The following is a 25,817-nucleotide window of genomic DNA, read 5'->3' on the forward strand; positions in this document are numbered from 1 at the left end:
TATGACCGACAAACTCAAAGGCATTGAGCTGCGTTACGGGGAGATCGAAGCCCGTCTGGCGGCCAATGAGACCTATAACGACCCGGATCTGGTGTCCCGGCTGAACAAAGAGCAGCGGGAGCTGGAGCCCCTGGTCACCGCCTACCGCAGCTGGTGCAAGGCCAAGGACGACCTGGCGGGAGCAGAGGAACTGCTCTCCGACCCGGAGTTCAAGGACCTGGCTCAGGAGGAGATGGCAGCGGCCAAAGAGGAGCTGGAGCGTTTGGAACAGCTCATCCGAGAACTGCTGCTGCCCCGGGACCCCAACGACGACAAAAATGTCATTGTGGAGATTCGAGCCGGTGTGGGCGGGGAGGAATCCGCCCTGTTTGCCCACTCCCTCACCCGTATGTACACCATGTATGCGGAAAAGCGGGGGTGGCGCGTGGAGGTCAACAGCGTCAGCGAGACGGAGTTGGGGGGCGTGAAAGACATCTCCCTGACCATCTCCGGAGATGGGGCCTACTCCCGGCTGAAATTTGAAAGCGGCGTACACCGGGTGCAGCGGGTTCCGGAGACGGAATCCGGCGGACGGGTGCACACCTCCACGGCCACGGTGGCGGTACTGCCCGAGATGGAGCAGGTGGACGTGCAGTTAAACCCCGCCGATGTGGAAATGCAGGTCTACCGGGCCTCGGGGGCCGGTGGCCAGCACGTCAATAAAACGTCTTCGGCGGTGCGCCTTATCCACAAGCCCACGGGAATTGTGGTGGAGTGCCAGCAGGAGCGCAGCCAGTTCCAAAACCGGGAGAAGGCCATGCGGATTCTGGCCTCCATGCTCTACGACCAGGAGCAGCAGCGCATTTCGGAGGAGTACGGGGACCAGCGGCGCAGCCAGGTGGGCTCGGGCATGCGCAACGAGCGCATCCGTACCTACAACTTCCCCCAGGGGCGGCTCACCGAGCACCGCATCGGGTTGACCATTTACAAGCTGGACGCCGTGATGGACGGAGACCTGGACGAGATCATCGACGGGCTCATCACTGCCGACCGGGCCCAGCGGCTGAAAGAAGGAGAGGGCTAGAGAGATGTATACCCATGTGATTTTTGACTTAGACGGAACCCTCCTCAACACCATTGACGACCTGGCCAACGCCGGCAACTGGGTGTGCACCCAGCGGGGGTGGCCCACCCACCCGGTGGAGGCGTATAAAATCAAGGTGGGCAACGGCATCCCCAAGCTGGTGGAGCGGTTTGCTCCCCAGGGTACGTCCCACCAGGAGCTGGAGGAAGCTCTGGCCCAGTTTATGGAGTACTACGGCCAGCACAAAGAGGACTTGACCGCCCCTTACTGGGGAATGGCCCAGGTGCTGGACGCCTTGAAGCAGGCTGGGGTGGGCGTTGGTGTGCTCACCAACAAGGCCCACGCTCTGGCTGGCGCGGTGATGGAGCGGTACTACCCTGGGGTGTTCACCCACGTCCAGGGGGCCCTGCCGGACAAGCCCACCAAGCCCGACCCCACCTTGCTCTATGCCCTTATGGAGCAGATGGGAGCTGTACCCGAGACCACCCTCTTTGTGGGGGACAGCAATGTGGACATCCGCACCGGAAAGAACGGCAAGCTGGACACCTGCGGGGTGCTGTGGGGCTTCCGCAGCCGGGAAGAGCTGGAGCAGGAGGGAGCCCATCACCTGGTGGAGCGGCCCGGACAGCTGCTGTCCCTGGTGCTGGGCCGTCCTGAGACCCAGACCTTGCCCCCCCATGAGGTGGACAAGGCTGCACAGTTGCTCCGGGAGGGCCAGCTGGTGGCGGTACCCACTGAGACGGTGTACGGCCTGGCCTCGGACGCTTACATCGAGGAATCGGTGCGGGCCAACTACGAGGCCAAGGGCCGCCCGGAGGAGAAGCCTCTGAACGTGCTGGTGGACGGCATGGAGATGGTGGAGGGGGTGTGCCGGGACATCCCGGAAGAGGCCTACACCCTGGCTAAAGCTTTCTGGCCGGGACCTCTGACCATGATTTTGTGGGGCAAGGGCACCTTGCCCGCCATTGTCCCCGCTGGAGGCGCCACCCAGGGGGTGCGCTGCCCTGACCATCCGGACACTCTGGGGGTCATTCGTGCCCTGGGTCATCCTCTGGCCTGTCCTTCCGCCAACATCTCCGGCCACCCCAGCCCCAAAAACGCAGGGCAGGTGCTGGAGCAGTTGGACGGCCGCATTGGGGCAGTGCTGGACGGCGGGCCTTGCTCGGTGGGGGTGGAGTCCACCATTATGAACCTCACCGTGAAACCCTTCCGCATCCTCCGCCAGGGCGGCCTGAGCCGAGAGGCCATTGAGCAGGCCCTGGGGTGCGAGGTGGAGGGATGAGCTTTACCATCATTGGCCTCACCGGTCCCACGGGGGCGGGCAAGACCACCGTACTCCACGTCCTGGAGGGGATGGGGGCGGCGGTACTGGACTGCGACGCCATTTACCATGACTTGACCGTGTCCAGCCAGCCCATGCGGGAAGAGCTGCAAGGGCGGTTCGGTTCGGATATCTACGATGCCCAGGGGGGGCTTCTGCGCAAGAAGCTGGGGGAGAAGGTCTTTGGCGACCCCCAGGCGTTGGAGGACCTGAACACCATCACCCACCGCTACATCCACCTGGAGATTCAGCACCGCCTGGACCAGGCCCGGCAAGAGGGGAAAGAGATGGCGGTGGTGGATGCCATTGCCCTCATCGAGAGCGGCTTGGCGGCGATGTGCCAGATCACCGTGGCGGTGGTGGCCCAGCCGGAGACCCGGATTGGCCGCATCATGGCCCGGGACGGCATCGACGAGGCCTATGCCCGCAAGCGGGTGGAGGCCCAAAAGCCGGTGTCCTTTTTTGAGGAGCGGTGCCAATATACCTTACATAACGATGGAGATGACCCGGACCAGCTCAGAGAGCAGGCCACGGCGTTGTTTGACCACATATTGCACAGATAACATAAGGAGGTAATACCCATGGAAGAAAAGACCAAGGGAAAGCTGCTGCGCGAGCAGCTGCTCAACCAGAAGAAGAACGGCTGGGACAAGGTGGACGAGGCCACCGAGCGGGCTATTTTTGACTACTGCGAGGGCTACAAGGTGTACCTGGATCGAGGCAAGACCGAGCGCACCTGTGTGGACTACACCTTGGAGCTCATTGAGGCTGCCGGATTTGTGCCCCTGGAGCGTGGCATGGAGCTGCGTCCCGGCATGAAGGTGTACCGGGTCAACCGGGGCCGTGGCATCAACCTGGCCGTCATCGGCTCTGCCCCCCTGGATCAGGGTGTGTCCATCGTGGCCGCTCACATCGACGCTCCCCGTCTGGACCTGAAGCCCACCCCTCTCTATGAGGACAGCGAGATCGCCTTCCTCAAGACCCACTACTACGGCGGCATCCGTAAGTATCAGTGGGTGACCATCCCCCTGGAGCTGCGGGGCGTGGTGGTGCTTAAGGACGGTTCTGTGGTGAATGTGTCCGTGGGCGGCAACCCCGGCGATCCCCAGTTCACCATCAATGACTTGCTGCCCCACCTGGGCGCAGACCAGTCCAAGAAGCCCCTGGGCGAGGCCATTCCCGCCGAGAGCCTGAACCTGGTGGTGGGTAGCCGCCCCCTGAAGGACGACGAGGGCGACGGCCGTGTGAAGTTGGCCGTCATGCAGATTCTCAACGAGAAGTACGGCATCACCGAGGCCGACTTCATCTCCGCCGAGATCGAGGCTGTCCCCGCCTTCAATGCCACTGACATCGGCTTTGACCGCACCCTGTTGGGCGCTTACGGCCACGACGACCGTGTGTGCGCTTACGCTGGTCTGAAGGCTATGCTGGACCTGGAGGGCACCCCCTGCCGTACCGCCGTGTGCGTACTGGCCGACAAGGAGGAGATCGGCTCCGAGGGCGTGTCCGGCATGCAGTCCGCCTTCTTTGACACCTTCGTGGAGGACCTGTGCGAGAGCCAGAACGTGCCTCTGCGGGCCTGCTATGAGAAGTCCTTCTGCCTGTCCTCTGACGTCACCGCCGCCTTCGACCCCAACTTTGCTGAGGTCTATGAGCGCAACAACTCCGCCTTCATCAACTACGGCGTGGGTCTGAGCAAGTACACCGGTGCACGTGGTAAGGGCGGCTGCTCCGATGCTGGCGCCGAGGCTGTGGGCTATATCCGCCGCCTGCTGGACGACCGCAACGTGCTGTGGCAGATGGCCGAGCTGGGTAAGACCGACCAGGGCGGCGGCGGCACTGTGGCCTGCTACATGGCCAACCGCAACATCGACACCCTGGATGCCGGTGTGCCCGTGCTGTCCATGCACTCTCCCTTCGAGACTGTGTCCAAGCTGGACTGCTACATGACCTACGCAGCCTGCCGCGCGGTCTATGAAGGCTAAAGCCTCCAAAAAGGCGGGCCTTTTTGGAGAAAGATTGCAGCCTGCTGCGCGCAAGATTTTGCCCACCAGGGGCGGGCAAAACTCACACTTGCAGGCAGAGCGGTGTTTTTCCCGATGCGCATGTCCCCGGGAAAAACGGATTATGATGTTTCGCACCTGCGGGTGCGAACTCTGCGAGGCTTTTTTGAAGAATAAAGTACCCCCTTCCCGGAGATACTAGCCGGGAAGGGGGTATTTGCGTGAAAAAAGAGGACGGGGCTGGCCAGACTCAGCCTGTGGAAGAACAGCAGCAGCAACTCACCGAGCTGGGAAGCTCCACGGTCAAGACTGGGGTGGGCACCATTCAGACCCTCACCATCATCGGGCAAATTGAGGGCCACCAGGAGGCCCCGGAGGGGGCCAAAACCACCAAGTATGAGCACGTGTTGCCCCTGCTCACGGCGGTGGAGGAGAGCGACGAGGTGGATGGGCTGCTCATTTTGCTCAACACCATGGGGGGCGACATCGAGGCGGGGCTGGCCATTGCGGAGATGATCGCGGGCATGTCCAAGCCAACCGTGTCCCTGGTGCTGGGGGGCGGGCATTCCATCGGGGTGCCGTTGGCGGTCTCCGCCAAGGAGTCTTTCATTGTGCCTTCCGGGGCCATGACCATCCATCCGGTGCGTCTCAACGGCATGGTCATTGGGGTCAGCCAGACCTTCCACTACTTCCAGCGGGTACAGGAGCGAATTTTGGACTTTGTCACCCACAACAGCTCCATTTCCCGGGAGAAGTTGGAGCAGCTGATGCTCAACACCCAGGAGATGGCTGCTGACATGGGCAGCATCGTCTACGGTCAGGAGGCGGTGGAACTGGGCCTCATTGACCACCTGGGTGGCCTGTCCGATGCCATGGCCTGCCTGCGCAAACGAATGAAGAAGTACAAAAAGAAGTGAAAAAGCGCTCTGGATGAAATTCCAGAGCGCTTTTTTTAACGGACAGGGAGGCGGTGCTGCATGCGATCCTTCCGCTTGCTGTACACGGCAGGGCCGTAGAGACAGACGATGGCCAGCACGCCAAACAGAGAGGTCTGAATGAGAAAACCCAGATCCATCTGCATGTTGGTGGTGGAGACTTCCGGGTGATCCGGGTCGTACCGGACCGGCATACTCAGGCCCACTGCAACGTTGGTGGAATCCTCCTGGTAAGTGCCTTGGTAGGTGGTGCCGTCCACCTGGTACTCATAGCGGATCTCCGCGGGGGTGGGGTTCTGGTTTACGTCATGGCCCTGAGATACTTCCACTACCTGGGCGGTGGTGGCGGGCCACTCGGTCTGCGCCCACTGGGTCTGGAAGGTGCCGTATCCGGCCACCAGGGAAATGATGGCGTTGATGGCGGAGATAAAGCCCACAAAAATGATCACCTTGGAGAGGAAACCCCGGCCCGCTTTTTTCGGCTCAGTCTGTACATATTGCTGTTTGTTCTTGTGCTTGCTCATGTTGATTCACCCCAAAAAGATGACAGGGGGTAGCCCTGTCTTTTTCAATATCATACCTGACAGGAGGTTTTGTGTCAATCTTCTTGTATATGGGAGATCATGACAGGCCCGGAAGGGGGTAGAAACTCGCCGGAGGGAAAAGAAAAACTGGCATTTGATCTGGGAGTGTGGTAATATACTATAATGCACCGGATTCTTGTTCTGGGCAAAAATAAAAATGAGGTGATGACCTTGTCCTTTTTAGAGGCGATTTTTATGGGCTTTGTCCAGGGTGTGGCAGAGTTCCTCCCCATCTCCAGTTCGGGACACCTGACCCTGCTCCAGCATTTCTTCCACATGGAAGAGGTGGATAACCTGTTTAACATCCTGCTGCACTTTGCCACCTTGATTGCGGTGTGCGTGGTGTATTGGAAGGACATTGTGGAAATGATCGTGGAGTTCTTCAAGGGGATCGGTTCCCTGGTGGGTGGCCACGGCAGCCGTGAGTCCCGGCCCCCGGAGGCTCGCCGCCTGGTGATGATGATTATTGTGGGTACCCTGCCCCTCTTTGTGGTCCTACCCTTGGAGGGCGTGGTGGAGGGTCTGGGCAATTATCCCGCCGTTGTGTCTGTGATGCTGCTGGTGACCGGCTGCATTTTGTTCTTCTCTGACCGTCTGGGCGGCGGACGCAAGACTGCTCGCACCGCCACCGTCAAGGATGCTCTGTTGGTGGGCATTGCCCAGGGCGTTGCCACCATCCCCGGCATTTCCCGTTCCGGCAGCACCATTTCTGCCGGCCTGATGCTTGGCTTTAACCGGGAGTTTGCTGTGCACTACTCCTTCCTGCTCTCCCTGCCTGCCGTGCTGGGCGCTACCCTGCTCAAGGTGGTCAAGGCCTTTGGAGATCAGGGCATTGACGCCAGCTTGCTGCCCAAGTACATCGCTGGTATGATCGTGGCCGGTGTGGTGGGTTACTTCTCCATCCAGCTGGTGCGTCTGCTGGCCAACAAGGGGAAGTTCGGTAACTTCGCCTACTACTGCTGGATTATGGGCGTGGTGTCTCTGATCGCTGGCTTTATCGTACTCTAAGATTAGGAGGAAGCTATGGCTTCGACACAAAAGAAAACTACCAAAACCACCAAAAGTGGCGGAAAGAGCAGCGGAAAACGAACCCAGAGCAAATCCACTGCCTCCGCCCGGGGGCGTGGAAAGAAGCCTGCCCCCAAGACCCCGTCCTATCATCGGGAAATCGGGGGATTGGTGTGCCTGGTGCTGGCCTTTTTTGGATCGTTTGGCTACTTTGGTGTCCGGGCCGCCTTCATTGATCTGTTTTGTGACCTGCTGCGGGGGCTGTGCGGATACGGATACTATCTGGTACCCCCGGTGCTGGTGCTGTGCGCCTACATCCTGATTTTTCATCGCCGTCGCCCCGTGCGGCTGCGCCTGACCTGCGCGTTGCTGGTGCCGGTGCTGGTGGGAGGCATCTTCCACCTGATTCTCAGCGGAAACCGTTTTACCTTTGGGATGTCTCTGGTGGAGCAGTTGTGGATGTCCGGACTGCGCAACGCCTCGGGCGGTGTGCTGGGCGGTCTTTTAGCCGTGTCCTTCCGCTATGCCTTCAGCCAGGTGGGAGCCATGATGGTGCTCATCGTGGCCCTGATTCCCATCTTGCTCTATGCCTTCAACCGCACTCCCATGGAGCTGTACCTGGATATCCGGGGTTGGATGGAGGAACGGGAAGAGGCCCGAGAGGAGCGGTGGCAGGAGGAAGAGGAGTACCAGGAGGAGGCGTATGTGGAGCCGGAGCCTCCCGCCCCCCAGAGAAAGAGAAAGAAAACTGCCATTGACATTCCGGTGGATGATCCATTGACCGAGAAGGAGCCCACCAGCCCGGTGACCACCGTGCGGAAAAAGAAGCTCTTTGACAAAGTCTCCAAGGTGCCTACCCCTGACCAGGTGCTCACGGATACCGTGACCCCCATTTTGGAGGAGGAAAAGCCGGAATACGAGGATATGCCCGAGATCTTCCCCATGGCGGAGCCGGTGGAGGAGAAGCCGGTGGCCGTCCCGGAGGTGGAGCCTCCGGCGGTGGCCAAGGCTCAGCCCACCATGGAAAAGGTCACCCACCAGGAGGCCCAACAGGCCCAGGCCCAGGTGGCCCAGGAGATCGAGGCGGGCATGGGTCAGGAGACAGGTGTGTACCGCTATCCTCCCGTGTCCCTGTTGACCGAGGGCAGCGGCATGGCCGCTGCTGCCGCCGGAGAGCTCCAGACCAACCAGCAGCGGCTGCAAGACGCTCTGGTGTCCTTCGGTGTGGATGCCCACATCGTCAACGTCACCCGAGGCCCCTCGGTGACCCGGTACGAGCTGGAGCTGGAGCAGGGAGTGAAGCTGAACAAGATCACCAATCTGTCCGACGACATTGCCCTGGCTCTGGGTGCCTCCGCCGTGCGTGTGGCTCCCATCCCGGACAAGATTTCCACCGTGGGCATTGAGGTGCCCAACCGGCAGGTGAGCCCCGTGGCCATCCGGGACGTCATCAGCGACCGGGCCTTTACCGACAGCCCCTCCAAGGTGTCCTTTGCTGTGGGTAAGGACATCGGGGGCAACTGCGTGGTGGGCAACATCGCCAAGTTGCCTCATATGCTCATTGCCGGGACCACCGGTTCCGGTAAGTCGGTGTGTACCAACTCGCTCATCATCTCCCTGCTGTACAAGGCTACCCCCGATGAGGTACGCCTTATCATGGTGGACCCCAAGATGGTGGAGTTGGGGGTGTACAACGGCATTCCCCATCTGCTCATCCCTGTGGTCACCGACCCCAAGAAGGCCGCCGGCGCGCTGCAATGGGCGGTGTGCGAGATGATGAAGCGATACAAGGCCTTTTCGGAAGTGGGGGCCAAGGACTTGGCCTCCTACAACAACCACGCCCGCAAGAGCGGACGGGACACCATGCCCCAGATCGTGGTGGTCATCGACGAGTTGGCAGACTTGATGCTGGTGGCCGCCAAAGAGGTGGAAGAGTCCATCTGCCGCGTGGCCCAGATGGGCCGTGCCTCGGGCATGCACCTGGTGATTGCTACCCAGCGTCCGTCTGCGGACGTGATTACGGGCCTTATGAAGGCCAACATCCCCAGCCGCATTGCCTTTGCGGTGGCCTCCAGTTTGGAGTCCCGCATCATTCTGGATACCACTGGCGCCGAAAAGCTGGTGGGCAAGGGCGACATGCTCTATGCGCCCTTGGGCCAGGGCAAGCCCCAGCGTGTCCAGGGCTGCTTCATCTCCGAGGAGGAGGTGGCTCAGGTGGTGGAATTCATCAAGCAGGGCAGCACCGCCCGCTATGACGAATCGGTGATGCACGAGATTGAAAAGCACGCCGAGGAGAAGGAAAAAGGCGCCAAGGGTGTGGGCGGGTCAGACCCCAACCAGAGCGGAGACTATGACGAGTTGCTCCCCGCCGCCATCGACGTGGTGCTGGAGGTGGGACAGGCTTCCGTGTCCATGCTCCAACGCCGCTTGAAACTGGGCTACGGCCGCGCCGCCCGTCTGGTGGACCAGATGGAGGAGAAGGGCGTGGTGGGCCCCTTTGAGGGCTCCAAGCCCCGCCAGCTCCTCATCACCAAGGAGCAGTGGCAGGAGATGCAGTACCGCCAGAACATGGTGGATACGGTTCCTGAGCCTTCGGAACCGGTGTCCGAGGAGTTCCCCTTTGAAGGGGACGCTGTGGAGCAGAGCCGGGATTTGCCTCCCTTCTAAGCAATCAAAAAGCAGGACAGAACGTCACGTTCTGTCCTGCTTTTTATCATTGGAACCAACTGGATTCCCGGCTGTCCATCACGTCCAGAGCGGCGGAAAGCATCTCAGCCGCTTCCCCTCGGGTAAGGGTGTCTGACAAGGTGGCGCCGGGGGCCACCACGTCCAGGGCCTCCAGGTTGGCCACCGACTGGCTGGCCCAGGCGGGGATTTCCTGGCTCACCGAGGTGGTGTGAATGGGAATGTCGGTGGAGCACAACAGCCCCTCCAGCATTACCGCTGCCTCCAGCTGAGTGATGGAGTCAGTGGGGGAGAACACAACTTGGCCGTCCTCGTTTTGCTCTCCCAGGCTGGTCCCCTGCATCACAGCCGCAGAGACGTACCCTTTGGCCCAGGTAGAAATGGACCCGTCGTCATAAAAGCCGGTGGTGGAGACCCCATCCAGGGGCTGAGTCTGGGTCACGTCCATGGCCAGTACCAAGAATTCCTCCCGGGTAAAGGGCTGGTCAGGGTCAAAGTAGGCGGTCCCGGCCATTTGACGGCCCACGTAAATCCCCTCTTCCGCCAGACGCATGGCGGCATAGTGGGCGGGATTGCCGGACAGGTCGGCATAGCTCACCCCACAGGTGGGCACGGAAATGGTCACCTCCACGGTGGCCGGTTCGGAGGTGTTGCCCATGCTGTCCACTGCCACATAGGAGAAGACATCGGAGCCCTTTTTGTTCTCATAGGGGGTGTACCAGAAGGTGGAGGTGTCGTTCTCGCTCATGGTCACCTGGCCGCGGGCGGGTGGGTCCACCACCTGGAAGGTGAGCAGGTCCCCCTCCGGGTCCACGGCGGAGAAGGTGCTGGTGATGGCAATGCCCTGGTAGGTGGAAAGGGTGAGGTTTTGGGCCACGGGGGCGGCGTTGTTCCCGCTGGTGCTGACGGTGGTGACCACAGCGGCGGACACCGGCATGGTCAAAGCACCCATCAGCAGCAGGGAGAGAAGGGAAAGTCGATATTTCACAAGAGGGTGCCTCCTTGCTCTGAGTTGATACCCCTAGCATGCACCGAACGCAGACAAAGTATACCCCTAACCTCGATCCTTCAGCCAGCTGGGCAAGGGGCGCATTTTGATGCCGGACACCATGCCCATGGCCACAAAGAGGGTGAGGGTGGAGGAGCCACCGTAGCTGAAAAAGGGCAGGGTCAGGCCGATGACCGGGGCCACATACAGGCACATGCCCACGTTGAGAATGGTTTGAATCATGAGCATGGCGGCAATGCCCATGGCGATGTAGGCGGACATGTGGCTTTTGGCCTGCCGAGACACCCACACACAGCGCAGAATGATGGCAAAGAGGAGAATGAGCACCGCACAGCAGCCCAGCAGTCCCAACTCCTCGCCGCACACGGCGAAAATGAAGTCCGTGTGGCGGGCGGGCAGGTTTTGGGACAGGGCGGATTGGGTCTGTTTGCCATTGAGATAGCCCATACCGGTGATCTGCCCCGAGCCGATGGCCAACAGGGAGCGGCTCTGCTGCCAGCCCCGTCCCAGGGGATCCAGGTCGTGGTCAAATACCACCCGGAAGCGCATAATCCGGTAGTCGGTCCAGAACTTGGTGTGGGGTAGAACAAAATTCCACAACGCCACCACTCCAGCCACCAGAGGAATGCCAACCCCCAAAAACCACCGTTTTTGTACCCCGCCCACCCAGGCCATAATGACAAAGATGAACAGGTACACCAACACCATGCCGTAGTCGCCGGAGAGGACCGCCAGCGCGCCTGCAAAGAGCATGGTCAGGCCGGCGTATTTTAAAAGAGAGGTGAAGCGGCTCACGCCAAAGGAGCGCTGGCGCTGAATGAGCCAGGCCATGACGCAGATGTAGGCCAGCTTGGCCATCTCACCGGGCTGAAAACCGGTGGACAAGCCGGGGAGAAACACCCAGCTGCGGTTACCGGTGCCGTCGTCCCGACCAAAGGGAATCAGCAACAGGATGATGGCAAGGCCCAGCACCAAAATGACCTTCCACCACTTCTCCAGCAAAAACTCCAGGTCCACAAAACTGACCACCATATAAATGACTATACCCAAGCAGAGAAAAATGGCCTGCTTGAGGGGATAACTGTGTAGAGCAGGGTCGTAGCGGGTGGCGCTGTACACCAGCACCAAACCAAACAGGTTGGCGCACACGCACAGGGCCAGAAGCAGCACATCGCCCTTTTTGAAAAAATCACGAAGACCTTCCGAGGGGGACATGGGAAGCCTCCTTTCATGAAATGGTAAATGACGGAAAGGGTAAAGAATAGTATAGCATACCTGGCTAGTATGTGCTATACTATTTCGAAAGAGTTTACAAGTTGAGGTGAACCGCGATGCAATACATCACCCACAGCCCGGAGGAGACCCGGGCGTTGGGCTGCAAATTGGCACAGGCCCTGAAGGGCGGCGCCGTTGTGGCTTTCACCGGAGATCTGGGGGCGGGAAAGACCGCTTTTGTCTCCGGCATGGCCCAAGGATTGGGCGTTGAGGAGCGGGTGACCAGCCCCACCTTTACCATCGTCAATGAGTACGAGGGAGGACGGCTGCCCCTGTTCCACTTTGACATGTACCGTCTGGGCAGCGCCGACGAGCTGTTCCACATCGGCTGGGAGGACTACCTGGCCCGGGACGGTGTGTGTGCCGTGGAGTGGAGCGAAAATGTGGAAGAAGCCCTGGACGGGGACACCATACGGGTGGACATCTCCCGGGGCGAGGACGACAACACCCGTGTGATTACCATGGAGGGGGTGCAGCTATGAAAATTTTGGCTCTGGAGACCTCTGCCGTCACTGCTTCGGTGGCCATTTGCGAGGATGAGAAACTGCTGGGACAGAGCTTTCAAAACAGCGGTTTGACCCATTCCGTGACCCTGATGCCCATGGTCACCCAGCTGCTGGACAATGTGGGATTGACCATGCAGGACGTGGATGTGGTGGCAGTGGCTGCTGGTCCCGGCTCCTTTACTGGGGTTCGCATTGGCGTGGCGGCGGCCAAGGGTCTGGCTTGGCCCGATGGAAAGCCCTGCGCCCCCTGTTCCACCCTGGAGTCCATGGCCTGGCAGTGCGCCCATATGGACGGGGAGATCTGCGCGGTGATGGACGCCCGGCGCAACCAGGTGTACGCCGCCCGCTTTCTGGCCCAGGATGGCACCCTTACCCGGCTGAGCGAGGATGCCGCCATTGGCATGGACCAGCTGGCCCAAGAACTTGAAAAATCCTCCAATCGGAAATTTCTCGTTGGAGATGGCGCAGCTTTGTGTTATAATTTCCTGAGAGAGCGGGGAATATCCGCCGCCATGATGCCTCCCCACCTGGTCTATCAAACCGCCTGGGGCGTGGCACGGGCTGGGCTGGAGATGGCCCGCAACCATCAGTTGGTATCCGGGGCAGCCATGGCGCCCCAGTATCACCGCCTGAGCCAGGCCGAGCGGGAACGCCTGGCCCAAGGCAAATCTTTGACCCAATAACCCACACAAGAAAAGAGGTTTTTGATGATGGAAAAAGTACACGTTTTGGATCATCCTCTCCTGCAGCACAAGCTGTCCATTCTCCGGGACAAGAACACCGGTGTGAAGGACTTCCGCGACATCGTCTCCGAGATTGCCGGTTTGATGTGCTATGAAGCCACCCGGGATCTGCCCCTGGAGGACGTGACCATTGAGACCCCTGTATCTACCGGCACCTTCAAGATGCTGGCTGGTAAGAAGCTGGCTGTGGTGCCCATTCTCCGCGCCGGTCTGGGCATGGTGGATGGCATTCTGAACCTGATCCCCTCCGCCAAGGTGGGCCACATCGGTCTGTACCGGGACCCTGAGACTCTGGCTCCCGTGGAGTACTACTGCAAGATGCCCAGCGACATTGCCGAGCGGGATGTCATCGTGCTGGATCCCATGCTGGCCACCGGCGGCTCCGCTGCTGCTGCCATCACCTTCCTCAAGGGCTATGGCTGCAAGCACATCAAGCTGATGAACGTGCTGGCCGCCCCCGAGGGCATTGCCTGCATCCAGAAAGAGCACCCCGACGTGGACATCTACGTGGCGGGCCTGGATGAGAAGCTCAACGAGCACGGCTACATTGTGCCCGGTCTGGGCGACGCCGGCGACCGTATCTTCGGCACTAAATAAGAAACCAAAAAACACCCTGGATTTTCTCAGAAAATCCAGGGTGTTTTTTTATCGGTCTTTCAACAGCTTGTCCAGCTCTTCCATGAAGGTGTTGATGTCCTTGAACTGGCGGTACACCGAGGCAAAGCGCACATAGGACACCTCATCTACGTCCCGCAGCTTCTCCATCACCAGTTCGCCGATCTGGGTGGAGGGAATCTCCCGCATCAGCTCGTTTTGCAGGGTCTGCTCGATCTCATCGGCGATGCGCTCCAGGGTGTTGGTAGGCACCGAACGCTTTTCGCAGGCTTTGAGCATGCTGCCCATGAGCTTGTTTTTGTCAAAAGCCTGGCGACGACCATCCCGCTTGATGACCACCAGGGGAAGGCTCTCCATGGTCTCGTAGGTGGTAAAACGCTTGTGGCAGGCCAGACACTCCCGGCGGCGGCGGATGCTACTGCCCTCGTCAGCGGGGCGGGAGTCTACCACCTTGCTCTCAGGGTGCGCACAAAAGGGGCATTTCACGGGTGGATCATCCTTTCCTGTGTGGTAATGTGATGATAAGATTGTTGAAATTATAACATAAAAGTGAGCGGGTGTGTAGCGTTGAAATAAAAATTTTTTCGTTTCGTATAAAGAAAAAGAGAAGGGGCATACTGCTGTTTAGTGAGGTGATAATCATGGATAAGAACTACAGCCGTACCCCCAGCAAGTCCAGCCCTGAAAACTGCAAGCGCCAGGGCACTGAGAACCGCAAGAAGCAGTCTCCCGAGAATTGCAAGAAGTCTGGCATGGATAACAAGAACCCCATGGGTAAGGGCTACTAAGCCGTCTACCTGATGGAAAAGGGCGTGTGCATGAGGCCTGGTGGCTTTGTGCACGCGTCCTTTCCATTTTATAAAGCTGCCCTTGTGGCAGCTTTATAAAATGTTCTTCAAAGATGGCAATTCCGCCTCCACCAGCAGTTCCAACTGGTAGAGAATGCGGGCGTTGGCCGCCACATATTCCCCAGGTTGCTCTTGCTGCTTCAAAATGGCCAAGGTCTCGCGAAAGGCGGTGCTGACCTGGTCGATGTCCTCGTGATGGAGGGTGGTGTGGAGATAGAGCATTTGCCCCTCCCACTGCTCCCAGGCCTGTTGGGTCAGGGTATAGGCTCCGTTCCAGTCACCCTGTTCCACCTTTTCGTGGGCCTGCTGGAGTTGCTGGGAAATGGCTTGGGTTTGCTGGGAGAGATACCACACGTGGGCGGTAGCCCCTCCGGCCAGAGCAGCCACAAGCAGAATGGATGCAATCAACCGTCTCATGTTTTTCCCTCCTTGGGAATGCAATAGGTGTTGCCCAGGTTGTCTACGGTGAGGAGAAACACCTGCTTGTGGGAATGTAGCCCCCGGGCCTGGAGCTGCTGGGCCAGCCACTGGTCCGAGTAGCCCCGTCCCCGGAGGTCCTGGGACAGCAGCCGTCCGTCGCTGATGACCACCAGAGGCAAGCCCCGATCCTGGGGTGTCTGCCCCACCTGCTGGGCGGTGGCGGGCTGCTGGGCGGCGAAGGGGAGGACGGACAACTGGCCGTTAGCCTCCAACACGGCAGTATGGATATCCTCTAGATAGGGGTACCCTAAAATGCGCAACTCCTCCATCAGTTCGTCCAAGGTCAGGCGGTTTTCCCGCAGGGCTTGTTCCACCACCTGGCCTTGCCGCACCACCACGCTGGGCCGACCGCCCAAAAGGGTGCGAAAGCGGATGGACTTGGTGGAGAGTACGGATAGGATGGACGCGATGGAGAGCAATACCACAATAGGGATAACTCCGGCCAGTAAAGGGATGCCGTTGTCCTGCATGGGCACGCTGGCCAGGTCGGCGATGATGAGTGCCAGGGTCAACTCCGAGGGCTCCAACTCTCCCAGTTGTCGCTTGCCCAGCATGCGGATGCCCACCACCAACAACCCATAGAGCACCACCGTGCGAACCAGTACCACAAACATGAAAACACCTCCGGTAAAATGTGGCTTATTGAACATTTTGCCCGTGAACTCCCAGGGATATGCCTGCCCTTTGGCCATAATTCCGATTTTCAAAACCATGTAAAAAAGCCTGTGAGAATTTCTTGTATTTTGGTGGCTTTTGCGATAAAATAGACCGAGTATATGTAAAGGTGGGATATATGTTGAAGGCAACTTTGATTCTGGCCAATGGTGCTATGTTCCAAGGCAAGTCCATCGGAGCCACCGCAGATCGGGTGTGTGAGATGGTGTTTAACACCTCCATGACCGGGTATCAGGAGATTTTGACCGACCCCTCCTACGCCGGACAGGGCGTGGTCATGTCCTATCCCCTCATCGGCAACTATGGAGTGAATCATTGGGATAATGAGTCCTCCCGCCCCTGGGTGGAGGCATTTGTGGTTCGCCATCTGTCCCCTCGGGGCAGCAACTTCCGCTGTGAGGGCGAGCTGAACGACTTTTTGAAAGAACACAATATTACAGGTATCGAAGGGGTCGACACCCGTGCCCTGACTAAGATCCTCCGCAATCAGGGAAGCATGAATGGCATGATTACCTGTGCGGAGCATTTTAATGTGGCGGAGATCCTGGAGCGTCTGCGTTCCTACAAGGTGGAGGGCACCGTGGAGCGCGTCACCCGCAAGGAGCAGGAAGTGTTTCCCGCTGTGGGTGAGCAGAAGTACCGGGTGGCCATGATGGACTACGGCGTGAAGCAGAACATGATCGACTGTCTGTGCCGCCGTGGCTGCGAAGTCACCGTGTTCCCCGCTTCCACCGCCGCTGAGACGGTGCTGGAGGGCGGCTTTGACGGCGTGATGCTCTCCAACGGCCCTGGCGATCCCGCCGAGAACGTGGAGTGCATTGCCCAGCTCAAGAAGCTTTATGACAGCGACATTCCCATGTTCGGCGTGTGTTTGGGCCATCAGATGCTGGCTCTGGCCACCGGCGCTTCCACGGGCCGTCTGGACTACGGCCACCGTGGCGGCAACCACCCCGTGCGGGATATTGCCGAGGGCCGGGTGTTCATCACCAGCCAGAACCACGGTTACATGGTGCTGGCCGACTCCGTCCACCCCGAGGTGGCCGAGATCAGCCACATCAACGTCAACGACAACACGGTGGAAGGCCTGCGCTACAAGCGCCCCAACTGCTTTACCACCCAGTTCCACCCCGAGGCCAACGCCGGTCCCCGGGATACCGAGTATCTGTTCGACCGCTTCATCGCATCCATGGGAGGTGACAAGTAATGCCTAAGAATCCTGAAATCAAGAAGGTACTGGTGCTGGGCTCTGGCCCCATCGTCATCGGCCAGGCCGCTGAGTTTGACTACGCCGGTACCCAGGCTTGCCGAGCCCTGAAGGAAGAGGGCCTGGAGGTGGTACTGGTCAACTCCAACCCCGCCACCATTATGACCGACAAGGACATTGCCGATCATGTTTACATCGAGCCTTTGAACATCCCCACCGTGACCCAGGTCATTGAGAAGGAGCGGCCCGACTCCATTCTGCCCACCCTGGGCGGACAGACCGGCCTGAACCTGGCTATGGCCCTGCACGAGAATGGTACTCTGGCCAAGTACGGCGTGAAGCTGCTGGGCACCTCTCCCGAGTCCATCCGTAAGGCCGAGGATCGCCAGGGCTTTAAGGACTGCATGGAGGAGATCGGTCAGCCCTGCGTCACCTCCGAAGTGGTGGAGAGCGTGGAGGACGCCGTGTCCTTCGCCAACACCATTGGCTATCCTGTCATCGTCCGTCCCGCTTACACCCTGGGCGGCACCGGCGGCGGCATTGCCTACGACGAGATGTCCCTGCGGGAGATCGCCGACCGCGGCATCAACCTCAGCCGCGTCAACCAGGTTCTGATTGAGCGCTGCATTGCCGGTTGGAAGGAAGTGGAGTTCGAGGTGCTGCGTGACTCCGCCGGCAACGTCATCACCGTGTGTTCCATGGAGAACATCGACCCCGTGGGCGTGCACACTGGCGACTCCATCGTGGTGGCTCCCACCCAGACTCTGGCCAATGAGGAGTTCCAGATGCTGCGTACCGCCGCTCTGGATATCATCTCCGCTTTGAAGATTGAGGGCGGCTGTAACTGCCAGTTCGCCCTGAACCCCGACAGCTTCGAGTATGCCGTCATCGAGGTTAACCCCCGTGTGTCCCGTTCCTCTGCTCTGGCCTCCAAGGCCACTGGCTATCCCATCGCCAAGGTGGCAGCCAAGGTGGCTCTGGGCTACACTCTGGACGAAATTCCCAACGCCGTCACCGGCAAGACCACGGCTTGCTTCGAGCCCACGCTGGACTACTGCGTGCTGAAGATTCCCCGTCTGCCCTTTGATAAGTTCACCACCGCCAGCCGTACTCTGGGTACCCAGATGAAGGCCACCGGCGAGGTCATGGCCATTGCCAACTCCTTCGAGGGCGCACTGATGAAGGCTATCCGCTCCCTGGAGCTGAACGTGCGTGCTTTGAAACTGGACAAGCTGGACGATCTGTACACCGACGAGGTGGAGGATCTGCTGGCTCAGGTCACCGACGAGCGTCTGTTCGTGGTGGCTGAGGCTCTGCGCCGCGGCGTGTCTCCCCGCAAGATCAATCAGATCACCAAGATGGATCTGTGGTTCCTGGACGGCTTCAAGCGCATCATCGACATGGAAGAGCGCCTGAAGGCTTGCCGCGGTGTCCCCGATGTGGACACCCTGAAAGAGGCCAAGGAGATGTGCTTTGCCGACAGCTACATTGGCAAGCTGTGCGGCATGGAGCAGAAGGAGGTGAAGGCTCTGCGGGAGAAGTACGGCATTGTCCCCTCCTTCAAGATGGTGGACACCTGCGCCGCCGAGTTCGACGCAGAGACTCCCTACTACTACTGCACCTACGACGGCGAGAACGAGGCCGACGGCGGTGAGCACGAGCGCAAGAAGGTGCTGGTGCTGGGTTCTGGCCCCATCCGTATCGGCCAGGGCATCGAGTTCGACTACTGCTCTGTCCACTCCGTGTGGGCTTTGAAAAAGCTGGGCTATGAGACCATCATCGTCAACAACAACCCCGAGACCGTCTCCACTGACTTTGACGTGGCGGACAAGCTGTACTTCGAGCCTCTGACCGCTGAGGACGTGCAGAACATCGTGGAGCAGGAGAAGCCCGACGGCGCTGTGGTGCAGTTCGGTGGCCAGACTGCCATCAAGCTGGCCAAGGCCCTCACTGAGATGGGCGTGCCCATCCTGGGTACTTCCTCCGACGGCGTGGACGCCGCTGAAGACCGTGAGCGCTTTGACGAGATCCTCAACCAGTGCCGCATCCCCCGCGCCAAGGGCCGCACCGTGTTCACCACCGAGGAGGCTCTTCAGGCTGCCCACGAGATCGGCTATCCTGTTCTGGTGCGTCCCTCTTATGTGCTGGGCGGTCAGGGCATGGAGATCGCCTACAACGACCGCAATATCACCGACTTTATGCGCATCATCAACCGCACCGTCCAGGAGCACCCCATTCTGATCGACAAGTATCTCATGGGCCGTGAGGTTGAGGTGGACGGCGTGTTTGACGGCGAGGACATCCTCATCCCCGGTATCATGGAGCACATCGAGCGGGCTGGTGTCCACTCCGGCGACTCCATCTCCGTCTATCCCACCATCCATGTGGAGGACAAGCACAAGGAGACTATCCTGCGCTATACCCGTGATCTGGCCAAGGCCCTGGGCGTCATTGGCCTGATCAACATCCAGTTCATCATCTACAACGACGATGTGTACGTCATCGAGGTCAACCCCCGTTCCTCTCGTACCATCCCCTATATCTCCAAGGTCACCGGCGTGCCCATCATTGACCTGGCTACCAAGGTCATGGTGGGTCAGAAGCTGAAGGATCTGGGCTACGGCACCGGCATTTACCGTGAGGCCGACTACTACGCCGTGAAGATGCCTGTATTCTCCTTCGAGAAGCTCACCGACGTGGACACTGGCCTTGGTCCTGAGATGAAGTCCACCGGCGAGGTACTTGGCATTGCCGAGTCCTTCCCCCAGGCTCTGCTCAAGGCTTTCAAGGGCGCCAACATGCGCGTACCTAAGAAGGGCGGCCGTATCATCATCACCGTCAAGGACGAGGACAAGCAGGAGATCGTGGGCATCGCTCGTGGCTTTGCCGATATGGGCATTGAGATCCTGGCCACTGCCGGCACCTGTGAGGTGCTCCGTGAGGCTGGCGTACCCTGTACCCAGGTGGCCCGTGTTTCCGAGGCTCACCCCAACATCAGCGACATGATTGCCTCCGGCACCATCGACCTGGTGATCAACACCCCCACTAAGGGCCGCCGTCAGGATACCGACGGCTTCAAGATCCGCCGTGCCACGGTGGAACACTCTGTGGGCTGTGTCACCGCCATTGACACTGCCCGGGCCATGCTCACCGTCCGTGAGCAGAGCCGCAGCGCAGACCTGCGCCCCATTGACGTGACAACCATCTAAGGGAGGAAAACATCTCAATGGCACATCAAACCGTTATCGTGCTGGACTTCGGAGGTCAGTACAACCAGCTCATCGCCCGCCGGGTGCGTGAGTGCAATGTATACTGCGAAGTCAAGCCTTACACCACCCCCTTGGCCGAACTCAAGGCCATGAACCCCATCGGCATCATCTTCACCGGTGGCCCCAACTCCGTGTACGAGGAGGGGTCGCCCAAGGTGGACCCTGAGATCTTCACTTGGGGTGTGCCAGTGCTGGGCATCTGTTACGGTTGCCAGCTCATGGCTCACACCCTGGGCGGTCAGGTTACCCCCGCCCAGGACGATACCGCCCGGGAGTACGGCAAGACCGAGACCTGGTACAACACCAATAGCCCCATCTTCAAGGGCCTGCCTGAGCAGGGCATTTCCTGGATGAGCCATGGCGACTACATGGCCCAGGTTCCCCAGGGCTTTGAGTTGGTGGCTCACAGTGCCAACTGCCCCAACGTAGCCATTGCCAACGAGGAGAAGGGCTTCTATGGCGTGCAGTACCACCCCGAGGTCAACCACACCGAAAACGGCGTGAAGATGATCCGGAACTTCCTCTATGAGGTGTGCCACGCCGCTGGCGACTGGACCATGGAGGACTACAAGAACACCGCCATTGCCGCCATCCGTGAGAAGGTGGGCGATGGCAAGGTGCTGCTGGCTCTGTCCGGCGGCGTGGATTCCTCTGTGTGCGCCGCTCTGTTGGCCGAGGCTGTGGGCAGTCAGCTTACCTGCGTGTTTGTGGACCACGGTCTCATGCGTAAGAATGAGGGCGACGAGGTGGAGGCCGCTTTCTCCAAGTGGGCCATGAACTTCGTCCGTGTGGACGCCGAGTCCCGCTTCCTCATCAAGCTGGCCGGGGTGGAGGAGCCCGAGCACAAGCGTAAGATCATCGGCGAGGAGTTCATCCGCGTCTTTGAGGAAGAGGCCAAGAAGATTGGCGCTGTGGATTTCCTGGCTCAGGGCACCATTTACCCCGATGTCATCGAGTCCGGCGCTGGCGACGCTGCTGTCATCAAGAGCCACCACAACGTGGGCGGCCTGCCTGACTATGTGGACTTCAAGGAAATCCTGGAGCCCCTGCGTCTGCTGTTCAAGGACGAGGTGCGTCAGCTGGGCCGTGAGCTCCAGCTGCCCGAGTACCTGGTCAGCCGTCAGCCTTTCCCCGGTCCCGGCCTGGCCATCCGTGTGATCGGCGACCTGACCAAGGAGAAGCTGGACACCCTGCGGGAGGCCGATGCCATCTATCGCGAGGAGATCGCCGCTGCGGGCGAGGACAAGAACATCAACCAGTATTTCGCTGTGTTGACCAACACCCGTTCCGTGGGCGTCATGGGCGATGGCCGCACCTACGACTACACTCTGGCTCTGCGTGCTGTTACCACCAGCGACTTTATGACCGCTGACTGGGCTCGTATCCCCTACGACCTGCTGGACAAGATCAGCGTGCGTATCGTCAACGAGGTGCCCGGTATCAACCGCATCTGCTACGATATCACGTCGAAGCCCCCTGCCACCATCGAGTGGGAATGACGCTCGAAACGGCGAAAACCCGCATGAATACAGGCTTTTTTGCCCGTCCATACTGCTCTTGATACTGGATTGATACTATTTGTGTCCGCCCGGTATTCTCAAGAGAAAAATCCCAAAAGGACAAGCAAAACCGCCCTGCTGAACGACAAATTCAGCAGGGCGGTTTTTTTGCTTGTCTTATTTATTTTTCCGCCAAGGGATATAATATTCGCTTTCCAGGCCATCGTCGCAGGTATGGGGCCAGTTGAGTTTCCATTCAAAATACTCTTCCCTGGTGATCTCCCCGGCGTGTAACTCCTGCTGACGAAAAAGCCATTCCCGCATGAACTCGTCCACAAGGCCATACTGGAAGTACATACCCACGGGAGGGTGTGCGGGCCAGTCATCGCTATCATTGTACCGTACAGCGGTATCATCAGCGGCCCCTGCTCTGCCCGGATTGCGGACAAGTTGGAACAGGCGGATAGCGCCAGGGCTGTCCTCGTCCAGCCAGAAGAATGTCCGCATGAAGTCCTCGGCAGAGCCGGGGGCGATGGTGTAGAAGTTCTGGCGGTCTACCCGCAGCGCCTCGGCCATCTTGTCCAGCAGTTCCCGTTTCGGAACACGGTAATTCGTCTCATACTGGGCGATCCGGTTGTCCGCTCCCTTTTCCTCAAAGCCGATAGCAAGCCCCAATTCCTTTTGTGTCATGCCTCGAAAGGTGCGGATTTTCTTTATCTTGTCTCCGACTGTCATAATATCCCACCGCCTTTGCCAATAGTATAGCGCAAAAAAGCGAAAGATGCAAGATAATCTTTAACAAAAATGCGAAATAAATTCTTGACATTAACACTTATGTTAATGTATAATGAAGATGGTGACATTAACATATTTGCGAAACTAAAATAAGGAGGTGCTGACCATGGAAAAGGAGCTGTTTGTGAGAGCAGAGGAGGTCGCCAGGGAGCTGGGCATTTCCAAGCCCTACGCCTACAAGCTGGTGCGGGAGATGAACGAGGAGCTGAAGAAAAAAGGCTTTCTCACCATTCCCGGACGGGTAAGCAGGCGCTACTTCGAGGAAAAATTCTATGGGCTGCGGGACAGACAATAAGGAGGGAACCACAATGCCGGCATACAAAGACAAGGCAAAGGGCACATGGTATGCGTCCTTTTACTACGAGGACTGGACGGGCAAGAAAGTAAAGAAAATGAAACGGGGCTTTCCCACCAAGCGGGAGGCTCTGGAGTGGGAGCGGACATTCCTGCAACAACAGACCGCCGACCTGGAAATGACCTTTGAAAACTTCGTGGCTGTCTATGTGGCGGACATGAAAGGCCGTATCAAGGAAAACACCTGGGGGACGAAAGAGCATATCCTCTACAAGAAGTTGGTGCCGTACTTCGGCAAGCGGAAGATGTGCGACATTCACTCCAAGGAGGTCATCGCCTGGCAGAATGAAATGCTGGGTTACCGGGACAAGAACGGCAAGCCCTACTCTCCGGTGTACTTAAAAACGCTGCACAATCAGTTGAGCGCCGTGTTCAACCATGCGGTACGGCACTACAATCTAAAGGTCAATCCCGCTGCCCAGGCGGGCAATATGGGAAAGCCAAAGGGACGGGAAATGCTGTTCTGGACAAAGGCGGAGTATCTGAAATTCGCCGAGGCCATGATGGACAAGCCCCTTTCCTATTACGCCTTTGAAATGCTCTACTGGTGCGGCGTCCGGGAGGGGGAGCTGCTGGCCCTCACTCCTGGCGACTTCGACTTTGAGAAACAGACCGTCACCATCTCCAAGTCCTACCAGCGGATTAAGGGCAAGGATGTGATTACCGACCCCAAGACCCCTAAGAGCAACCGGGTCATTCAAATGCCCGCTTTCCTCTGTGAAGAAATGCGAGACTATATCAAGAGCCTGTATGGGGTGAAGCCCACCGACCGCATTTTCACGGTGACAAAATCCTACCTCCACCGGGAGATGGACAGGGGTGCGAAAGAGGCCGGGGTAAAGCGGATCAGAATACACGACCTGAGGCACTCCCACATTTCGCTGCTCATTGACATGGGCTTTACGGCCCTGGCAATCGCTGACCGGGTGGGACATGAAAGCATTGATATTACCTACCGCTACGCCCACCTGTTCCCCACCCGGCAGGCGGAGATGGCGGACAAACTGGACATGGAGCGAAAGGGGGCCTAAATCATGTCAGTGAAAAATCTTGACCGACACAACCGCTGGAGAAACAAAACTGTGGCTTTCCGGGTGTCCCCGGATGAGGACAGGGAAATTGAAACCGCTGTGCGGCTCTCCGGCCTTACCAAACAGGACTACATCACCCGACGGCTGCTGTGCCGGGATGTGGTGGTACAGGGCAACCCCAGGGTGTATAAGGCCCTGCGGAACGAGCTGGCCGCCGTTCTGGAAGAACTGGAGCGTATCGAGGCCGGGAATGGCGTGGATGGGGAGTTGCTGGACACCATCCGGCTGATCGCCGCCATCATGGACGGCATGAGGGAGGATTGATAGATGGATAGATTGCAAGAGAAAACGACTGCCCCATATCCGCCTGTTGGCGCAGACGGGGGACAGTCGCTCTCACAAAAACCTAACCAAAGTATAGCAGAGGGCGTGACAGAACACAAGCCCCCGGAAAGAGATTTGGAGGAAATCCTGCGGCAGATAAGCCGGGTCAATGACCCGGCCTATCTGCCTACCGTGTCTATGAATGACCTCTACGAACAGGTGTACCCCGGCAGACCTCCTGTGGTAGACGGTCTGCTCTATGCGGGGACATATCTCTTTGTGGGCGCTCCCAAGGTGGGCAAGTCCTTTCTCATGGCCCAGCTTGCCTATCATGTGAGTATGGGCCTTTCCCTGTGGGGGTATGAGGTGCGCCAGGGGACAGTCCTCTATCTGGCCCTGGAGGACAACCACCGTCGCTTACAGGAGCGGTTGTACCGGATGTTTGGAGTAGAGAGTACCGGAAACCTGTTCTTTGCCATCGGAGCTAAGCAGCTCGGCGGTGGCCTGGAGGAGCAGCTAAAGGGCTTTGTCCGGGAACACACGGACACCCGGCTTATTATCATCGACACCCTGCAAAAAATCCGGGAGGCCGGGGCAGAGAAGTACAGCTATGCCAACGACTATGAGGTAATCACCAAACTGAAACGGTTTGCCGATATAAGCGGGGTTTGCCTCCTGGTTGTACATCACACCCGCAAGCAGCAGGCCGATGATAAGTTTGATATGATCTCCGGCACCAACGGCTTATTGGGTGCGGCAGACGGGGCCTTTCTGCTCCAAAAGGAGCGGCGGGCAGACAACGCCGCCACCCTGGACATTTCTGGGCGGGATCAGCAAGACCAGCGCCTCTACCTCAAGCGGGACGAGGAACGGCTTGTGTGGGAGCTGGAGCGGCGGGAAACGGAGCTGCGGCAGGAGCCGCCTGACCCGGTGTTGGAGGCTGTTGCCGCCCTGGTAACGGCGGAACGGCCAGAGTGGAGAGGGACGGCCACGGAACTTGTCGCCGCCCTGGGGCTGGATATGAAACCCAATGCCCTGGCTATGCGGCTGAATGTCCGGGCGTGGCGGCTGTCCTATGAGTACCACATCCACTATGAAAGCGCCCGAACCCATGCCGGGCGGAGTATCAAGCTCACGTTGGAGGAACCCCAGGCGTGACGACCGTGACAGCTGTGACAGCTTTTCGGAGTGCGGAGGCGGTGTGTAAAACATCGTCACGGTCGTCACGGCTGTCACGGGGAGCGGGGGCGAAAGTCAAGGGGGGCATACCTGCGGGTGGAGATTGCCGCAAGTCAATACAACCCGTACCCCTTGACTTTCGGCCCACGGAAAACACTTGCCGGGCGGTGGAAAGGCCCCTGGCCTTTCCACCCTGCCCAACGGCGAGTGACAAAGTTTAGGCGGGGTGCAGGGTGCCCTTTTCAAAGGGCGGCCCTGCTGGGGGAGGCAACCGCAGTTGCCGGGGGCAAAGCCCCCACACCACCCCGTAGGGCGCAAATGCGCTTTTGATGGCCGTCAGGCTGTCAAAAGTGCTTTTGCGTTACTTTCGCAGAAAGTAACAAAGGCTCGCCGCTTGCGCGGCGGAAAAGGG

At 59.1% G+C, this 25,817-nt stretch carries 25 protein-coding genes; 18 read left to right on the plus strand and 7 right to left on the minus strand.

What is annotated here, in order from left to right; all coding sequences use genetic code 11:
• Position 1 precedes the first annotated feature (1 nt).
• From prfA to B5G37_RS02160, 5 genes are all read left to right on the plus strand, one after another.
• Positions 2–1,063: a peptide chain release factor 1 gene (gene prfA, locus B5G37_RS02140; RefSeq protein WP_087253305.1), complete on the plus strand. Its 1,062-nt coding sequence runs from the start codon at positions 2–4 to the stop codon at positions 1,061–1,063.
• Between the two features lie 4 nt (positions 1,064–1,067).
• Positions 1,068–2,345, plus strand: coding sequence for an L-threonylcarbamoyladenylate synthase (locus tag B5G37_RS15145; RefSeq protein ID WP_158099327.1), 1,278 nt, complete (start codon positions 1,068–1,070; stop codon positions 2,343–2,345).
• A complete protein-coding gene (gene coaE / locus B5G37_RS02150) occupies positions 2,342–2,947 on the plus strand; it encodes a dephospho-CoA kinase (RefSeq protein ID WP_087253306.1) in 606 nt (201 codons plus the stop codon). The genes B5G37_RS15145 and coaE overlap by 4 nt, the downstream gene beginning before the upstream one ends.
• Before the next feature lie 18 nt (positions 2,948–2,965).
• Entirely contained in the window at positions 2,966–4,369 is a 1,404-nt protein-coding gene (locus B5G37_RS02155) for an aminopeptidase (RefSeq protein ID WP_087253308.1), read from the plus strand.
• 239 nt (positions 4,370–4,608) lie between these two features.
• Positions 4,609–5,304 carry an ATP-dependent Clp protease proteolytic subunit gene (locus B5G37_RS02160; RefSeq protein ID WP_242962735.1) on the plus strand — a complete coding sequence of 232 codons (696 nt, stop codon included), beginning with the start codon at positions 4,609–4,611 and terminating at the stop codon, positions 5,302–5,304.
• 35 nt (positions 5,305–5,339) lie between these two features.
• Here the strand turns inward: B5G37_RS02160 and B5G37_RS02165 are convergent, their stop codons facing one another.
• The gene (locus tag B5G37_RS02165) at positions 5,340–5,846 is read right to left on the minus strand and encodes a DUF3592 domain-containing protein (RefSeq protein ID WP_087253312.1); all 507 of its coding nucleotides are present in this window, start codon (positions 5,844–5,846) and stop codon (positions 5,340–5,342) included.
• Between the two features lie 225 nt (positions 5,847–6,071).
• Here B5G37_RS02165 and B5G37_RS02170 point away from each other — a divergent pair, with 225 nt between their 5' ends.
• A complete protein-coding gene (locus B5G37_RS02170) occupies positions 6,072–6,914 on the plus strand; it encodes an undecaprenyl-diphosphate phosphatase (protein WP_204217834.1) in 843 nt (280 codons plus the stop codon).
• Between the two features lie 15 nt (positions 6,915–6,929).
• On the plus strand, positions 6,930–9,581 hold the full coding sequence (locus B5G37_RS02175) for a DNA translocase FtsK (protein ID WP_087253313.1): 2,652 nt from the start codon (positions 6,930–6,932) through the stop codon (positions 9,579–9,581).
• Positions 9,582–9,627: 46 nt separating this feature from the next.
• Here B5G37_RS02175 and B5G37_RS02180 read toward each other — a convergent pair whose 3' ends face one another.
• On the minus strand, positions 9,628–10,587 hold the full coding sequence (locus tag B5G37_RS02180) for an Ig-like domain-containing protein (protein ID WP_087253315.1): 960 nt from the start codon (positions 10,585–10,587) through the stop codon (positions 9,628–9,630).
• A gap of 66 nt (positions 10,588–10,653) precedes the next feature.
• Positions 10,654–11,823 (minus strand): FtsW/RodA/SpoVE family cell cycle protein, encoded by a 1,170-nt coding sequence (locus B5G37_RS02185; RefSeq protein ID WP_087253317.1) that lies wholly within the window; start codon positions 11,821–11,823, stop codon positions 10,654–10,656.
• 116 nt (positions 11,824–11,939) lie between these two features.
• Here B5G37_RS02185 and tsaE point away from each other — a divergent pair, with 116 nt between their 5' ends.
• Genes tsaE through upp form a run of 3 tightly spaced genes read left to right on the plus strand, consistent with a single transcriptional unit; the run spans position 11,940 to position 13,729 of the window.
• A complete protein-coding gene (gene tsaE, locus B5G37_RS02190; RefSeq protein WP_087253319.1) occupies positions 11,940–12,365 on the plus strand; it encodes a tRNA (adenosine(37)-N6)-threonylcarbamoyltransferase complex ATPase subunit type 1 TsaE in 426 nt (141 codons plus the stop codon).
• Entirely contained in the window at positions 12,362–13,072 is a 711-nt protein-coding gene (gene tsaB / locus B5G37_RS02195; RefSeq protein WP_087253321.1) for a tRNA (adenosine(37)-N6)-threonylcarbamoyltransferase complex dimerization subunit type 1 TsaB, read from the plus strand. Before tsaE ends, tsaB begins: the two co-directional genes overlap by 4 nt.
• Positions 13,073–13,099: 27 nt before the next feature.
• Positions 13,100–13,729, plus strand: a complete 630-nt coding sequence (upp, locus tag B5G37_RS02200; RefSeq protein WP_087253382.1) for a uracil phosphoribosyltransferase — start codon at positions 13,100–13,102, stop codon at positions 13,727–13,729.
• A 48-nt stretch (positions 13,730–13,777) separates the two neighbouring features.
• Here upp and nrdR read toward each other — a convergent pair whose 3' ends face one another.
• Positions 13,778–14,233: a transcriptional regulator NrdR gene (gene nrdR / locus B5G37_RS02205; protein WP_087253322.1), complete on the minus strand. Its 456-nt coding sequence runs from the start codon at positions 14,231–14,233 to the stop codon at positions 13,778–13,780.
• A gap of 155 nt (positions 14,234–14,388) precedes the next feature.
• On the opposite strand from nrdR, the gene B5G37_RS15150 reads away from it, so the two are divergent.
• Positions 14,389–14,535, plus strand: coding sequence for a hypothetical protein (locus B5G37_RS15150; RefSeq protein ID WP_158099328.1), 147 nt, complete (start codon positions 14,389–14,391; stop codon positions 14,533–14,535).
• 93 nt (positions 14,536–14,628) lie between these two features.
• Here B5G37_RS15150 and B5G37_RS02210 read toward each other — a convergent pair whose 3' ends face one another.
• Both B5G37_RS02210 and B5G37_RS02215 read right to left on the minus strand, forming a co-directional pair.
• Positions 14,629–15,012: a DUF4363 family protein gene (locus B5G37_RS02210; RefSeq protein ID WP_087253324.1), complete on the minus strand. Its 384-nt coding sequence runs from the start codon at positions 15,010–15,012 to the stop codon at positions 14,629–14,631.
• Positions 15,009–15,689, minus strand: coding sequence for a DUF421 domain-containing protein (locus B5G37_RS02215; RefSeq protein ID WP_087253326.1), 681 nt, complete (start codon positions 15,687–15,689; stop codon positions 15,009–15,011). Before B5G37_RS02215 ends, B5G37_RS02210 begins: the two co-directional genes overlap by 4 nt.
• A 179-nt stretch (positions 15,690–15,868) precedes the next feature.
• On the opposite strand from B5G37_RS02215, the gene B5G37_RS02220 reads away from it, so the two are divergent.
• From B5G37_RS02220 to guaA, 3 genes are read left to right on the plus strand one after another with little or no spacing between them, the layout of a single operon-like run.
• On the plus strand, positions 15,869–16,954 hold the full coding sequence (locus B5G37_RS02220) for a carbamoyl phosphate synthase small subunit (protein WP_087253328.1): 1,086 nt from the start codon (positions 15,869–15,871) through the stop codon (positions 16,952–16,954).
• Positions 16,954–20,163, plus strand: a complete 3,210-nt coding sequence (carB, locus tag B5G37_RS02225) for a carbamoyl-phosphate synthase large subunit (protein ID WP_087253329.1) — start codon at positions 16,954–16,956, stop codon at positions 20,161–20,163. Before B5G37_RS02220 ends, carB begins: the two co-directional genes overlap by 1 nt.
• Before the next feature lie 17 nt (positions 20,164–20,180).
• Positions 20,181–21,722: a glutamine-hydrolyzing GMP synthase gene (guaA, locus tag B5G37_RS02230; RefSeq protein ID WP_087253331.1), complete on the plus strand. Its 1,542-nt coding sequence runs from the start codon at positions 20,181–20,183 to the stop codon at positions 21,720–21,722.
• A gap of 177 nt (positions 21,723–21,899) precedes the next feature.
• Here guaA and B5G37_RS02235 read toward each other — a convergent pair whose 3' ends face one another.
• Complete coding sequence (locus B5G37_RS02235; protein WP_004010378.1) at positions 21,900–22,457, minus strand: helix-turn-helix transcriptional regulator; 558 nt, start codon at positions 22,455–22,457, stop codon at positions 21,900–21,902.
• A 166-nt stretch (positions 22,458–22,623) separates the two neighbouring features.
• Between B5G37_RS02235 and B5G37_RS02240 the strand changes: the two genes are divergently transcribed.
• Genes B5G37_RS02240 through B5G37_RS02255 form a run of 4 tightly spaced genes read left to right on the plus strand, consistent with a single transcriptional unit; the run spans position 22,624 to position 25,384 of the window.
• Complete coding sequence (locus B5G37_RS02240; RefSeq protein WP_004010379.1) at positions 22,624–22,812, plus strand: hypothetical protein; 189 nt, start codon at positions 22,624–22,626, stop codon at positions 22,810–22,812.
• Positions 22,813–22,825: 13 nt separating this feature from the next.
• The gene (locus B5G37_RS02245; protein ID WP_004010380.1) at positions 22,826–23,902 is read left to right on the plus strand and encodes a site-specific integrase; all 1,077 of its coding nucleotides are present in this window, start codon (positions 22,826–22,828) and stop codon (positions 23,900–23,902) included.
• A 3-nt stretch (positions 23,903–23,905) separates the two neighbouring features.
• Positions 23,906–24,226, plus strand: a complete 321-nt coding sequence (locus B5G37_RS02250; protein WP_004010381.1) for a hypothetical protein — start codon at positions 23,906–23,908, stop codon at positions 24,224–24,226.
• Between the two features lie 3 nt (positions 24,227–24,229).
• Positions 24,230–25,384 (plus strand): helicase RepA family protein, encoded by a 1,155-nt coding sequence (locus B5G37_RS02255; RefSeq protein WP_031474225.1) that lies wholly within the window; start codon positions 24,230–24,232, stop codon positions 25,382–25,384.
• Positions 25,385–25,817 lie beyond the last annotated feature (433 nt).

Origin of the sequence: Pseudoflavonifractor sp. An85 (genome assembly GCF_002161235.1) — a bacterium.
In the GTDB taxonomy this organism is placed as follows: Bacteria; Bacillota; Clostridia; order Oscillospirales; family Oscillospiraceae; genus Enterenecus.

Coding starts and splice junctions, on each gene's coding strand:
- prfA (WP_087253305.1), top strand. CDS start 2: ATGACCGACAAACTCAAAGGCATTGAGCTGCGTTACGGGGAGATCGAA.
- B5G37_RS15145 (WP_158099327.1), top strand. CDS start 1,068: ATGTATACCCATGTGATTTTTGACTTAGACGGAACCCTCCTCAACACC.
- coaE (WP_087253306.1), top strand. CDS start 2,342: ATGAGCTTTACCATCATTGGCCTCACCGGTCCCACGGGGGCGGGCAAG.
- B5G37_RS02155 (WP_087253308.1), top strand. CDS start 2,966: ATGGAAGAAAAGACCAAGGGAAAGCTGCTGCGCGAGCAGCTGCTCAAC.
- B5G37_RS02165 (WP_087253312.1), bottom strand. CDS start 5,846: ATGAGCAAGCACAAGAACAAACAGCAATATGTACAGACTGAGCCGAAA.
- B5G37_RS02170 (WP_204217834.1), top strand. CDS start 6,072: ATGACCTTGTCCTTTTTAGAGGCGATTTTTATGGGCTTTGTCCAGGGT.
- B5G37_RS02175 (WP_087253313.1), top strand. CDS start 6,930: ATGGCTTCGACACAAAAGAAAACTACCAAAACCACCAAAAGTGGCGGA.
- B5G37_RS02185 (WP_087253317.1), bottom strand. CDS start 11,823: ATGTCCCCCTCGGAAGGTCTTCGTGATTTTTTCAAAAAGGGCGATGTG.
- tsaE (WP_087253319.1), top strand. CDS start 11,940: ATGCAATACATCACCCACAGCCCGGAGGAGACCCGGGCGTTGGGCTGC.
- tsaB (WP_087253321.1), top strand. CDS start 12,362: ATGAAAATTTTGGCTCTGGAGACCTCTGCCGTCACTGCTTCGGTGGCC.
- upp (WP_087253382.1), top strand. CDS start 13,100: ATGGAAAAAGTACACGTTTTGGATCATCCTCTCCTGCAGCACAAGCTG.
- B5G37_RS15150 (WP_158099328.1), top strand. CDS start 14,389: ATGGATAAGAACTACAGCCGTACCCCCAGCAAGTCCAGCCCTGAAAAC.
- B5G37_RS02210 (WP_087253324.1), bottom strand. CDS start 15,012: ATGAGACGGTTGATTGCATCCATTCTGCTTGTGGCTGCTCTGGCCGGA.
- B5G37_RS02215 (WP_087253326.1), bottom strand. CDS start 15,689: ATGTTTGTGGTACTGGTTCGCACGGTGGTGCTCTATGGGTTGTTGGTG.
- B5G37_RS02220 (WP_087253328.1), top strand. CDS start 15,869: ATGTTGAAGGCAACTTTGATTCTGGCCAATGGTGCTATGTTCCAAGGC.
- carB (WP_087253329.1), top strand. CDS start 16,954: ATGCCTAAGAATCCTGAAATCAAGAAGGTACTGGTGCTGGGCTCTGGC.
- guaA (WP_087253331.1), top strand. CDS start 20,181: ATGGCACATCAAACCGTTATCGTGCTGGACTTCGGAGGTCAGTACAAC.
- B5G37_RS02235 (WP_004010378.1), bottom strand. CDS start 22,457: ATGACAGTCGGAGACAAGATAAAGAAAATCCGCACCTTTCGAGGCATG.
- B5G37_RS02240 (WP_004010379.1), top strand. CDS start 22,624: ATGGAAAAGGAGCTGTTTGTGAGAGCAGAGGAGGTCGCCAGGGAGCTG.
- B5G37_RS02245 (WP_004010380.1), top strand. CDS start 22,826: ATGCCGGCATACAAAGACAAGGCAAAGGGCACATGGTATGCGTCCTTT.
- B5G37_RS02250 (WP_004010381.1), top strand. CDS start 23,906: ATGTCAGTGAAAAATCTTGACCGACACAACCGCTGGAGAAACAAAACT.
- B5G37_RS02255 (WP_031474225.1), top strand. CDS start 24,230: ATGGATAGATTGCAAGAGAAAACGACTGCCCCATATCCGCCTGTTGGC.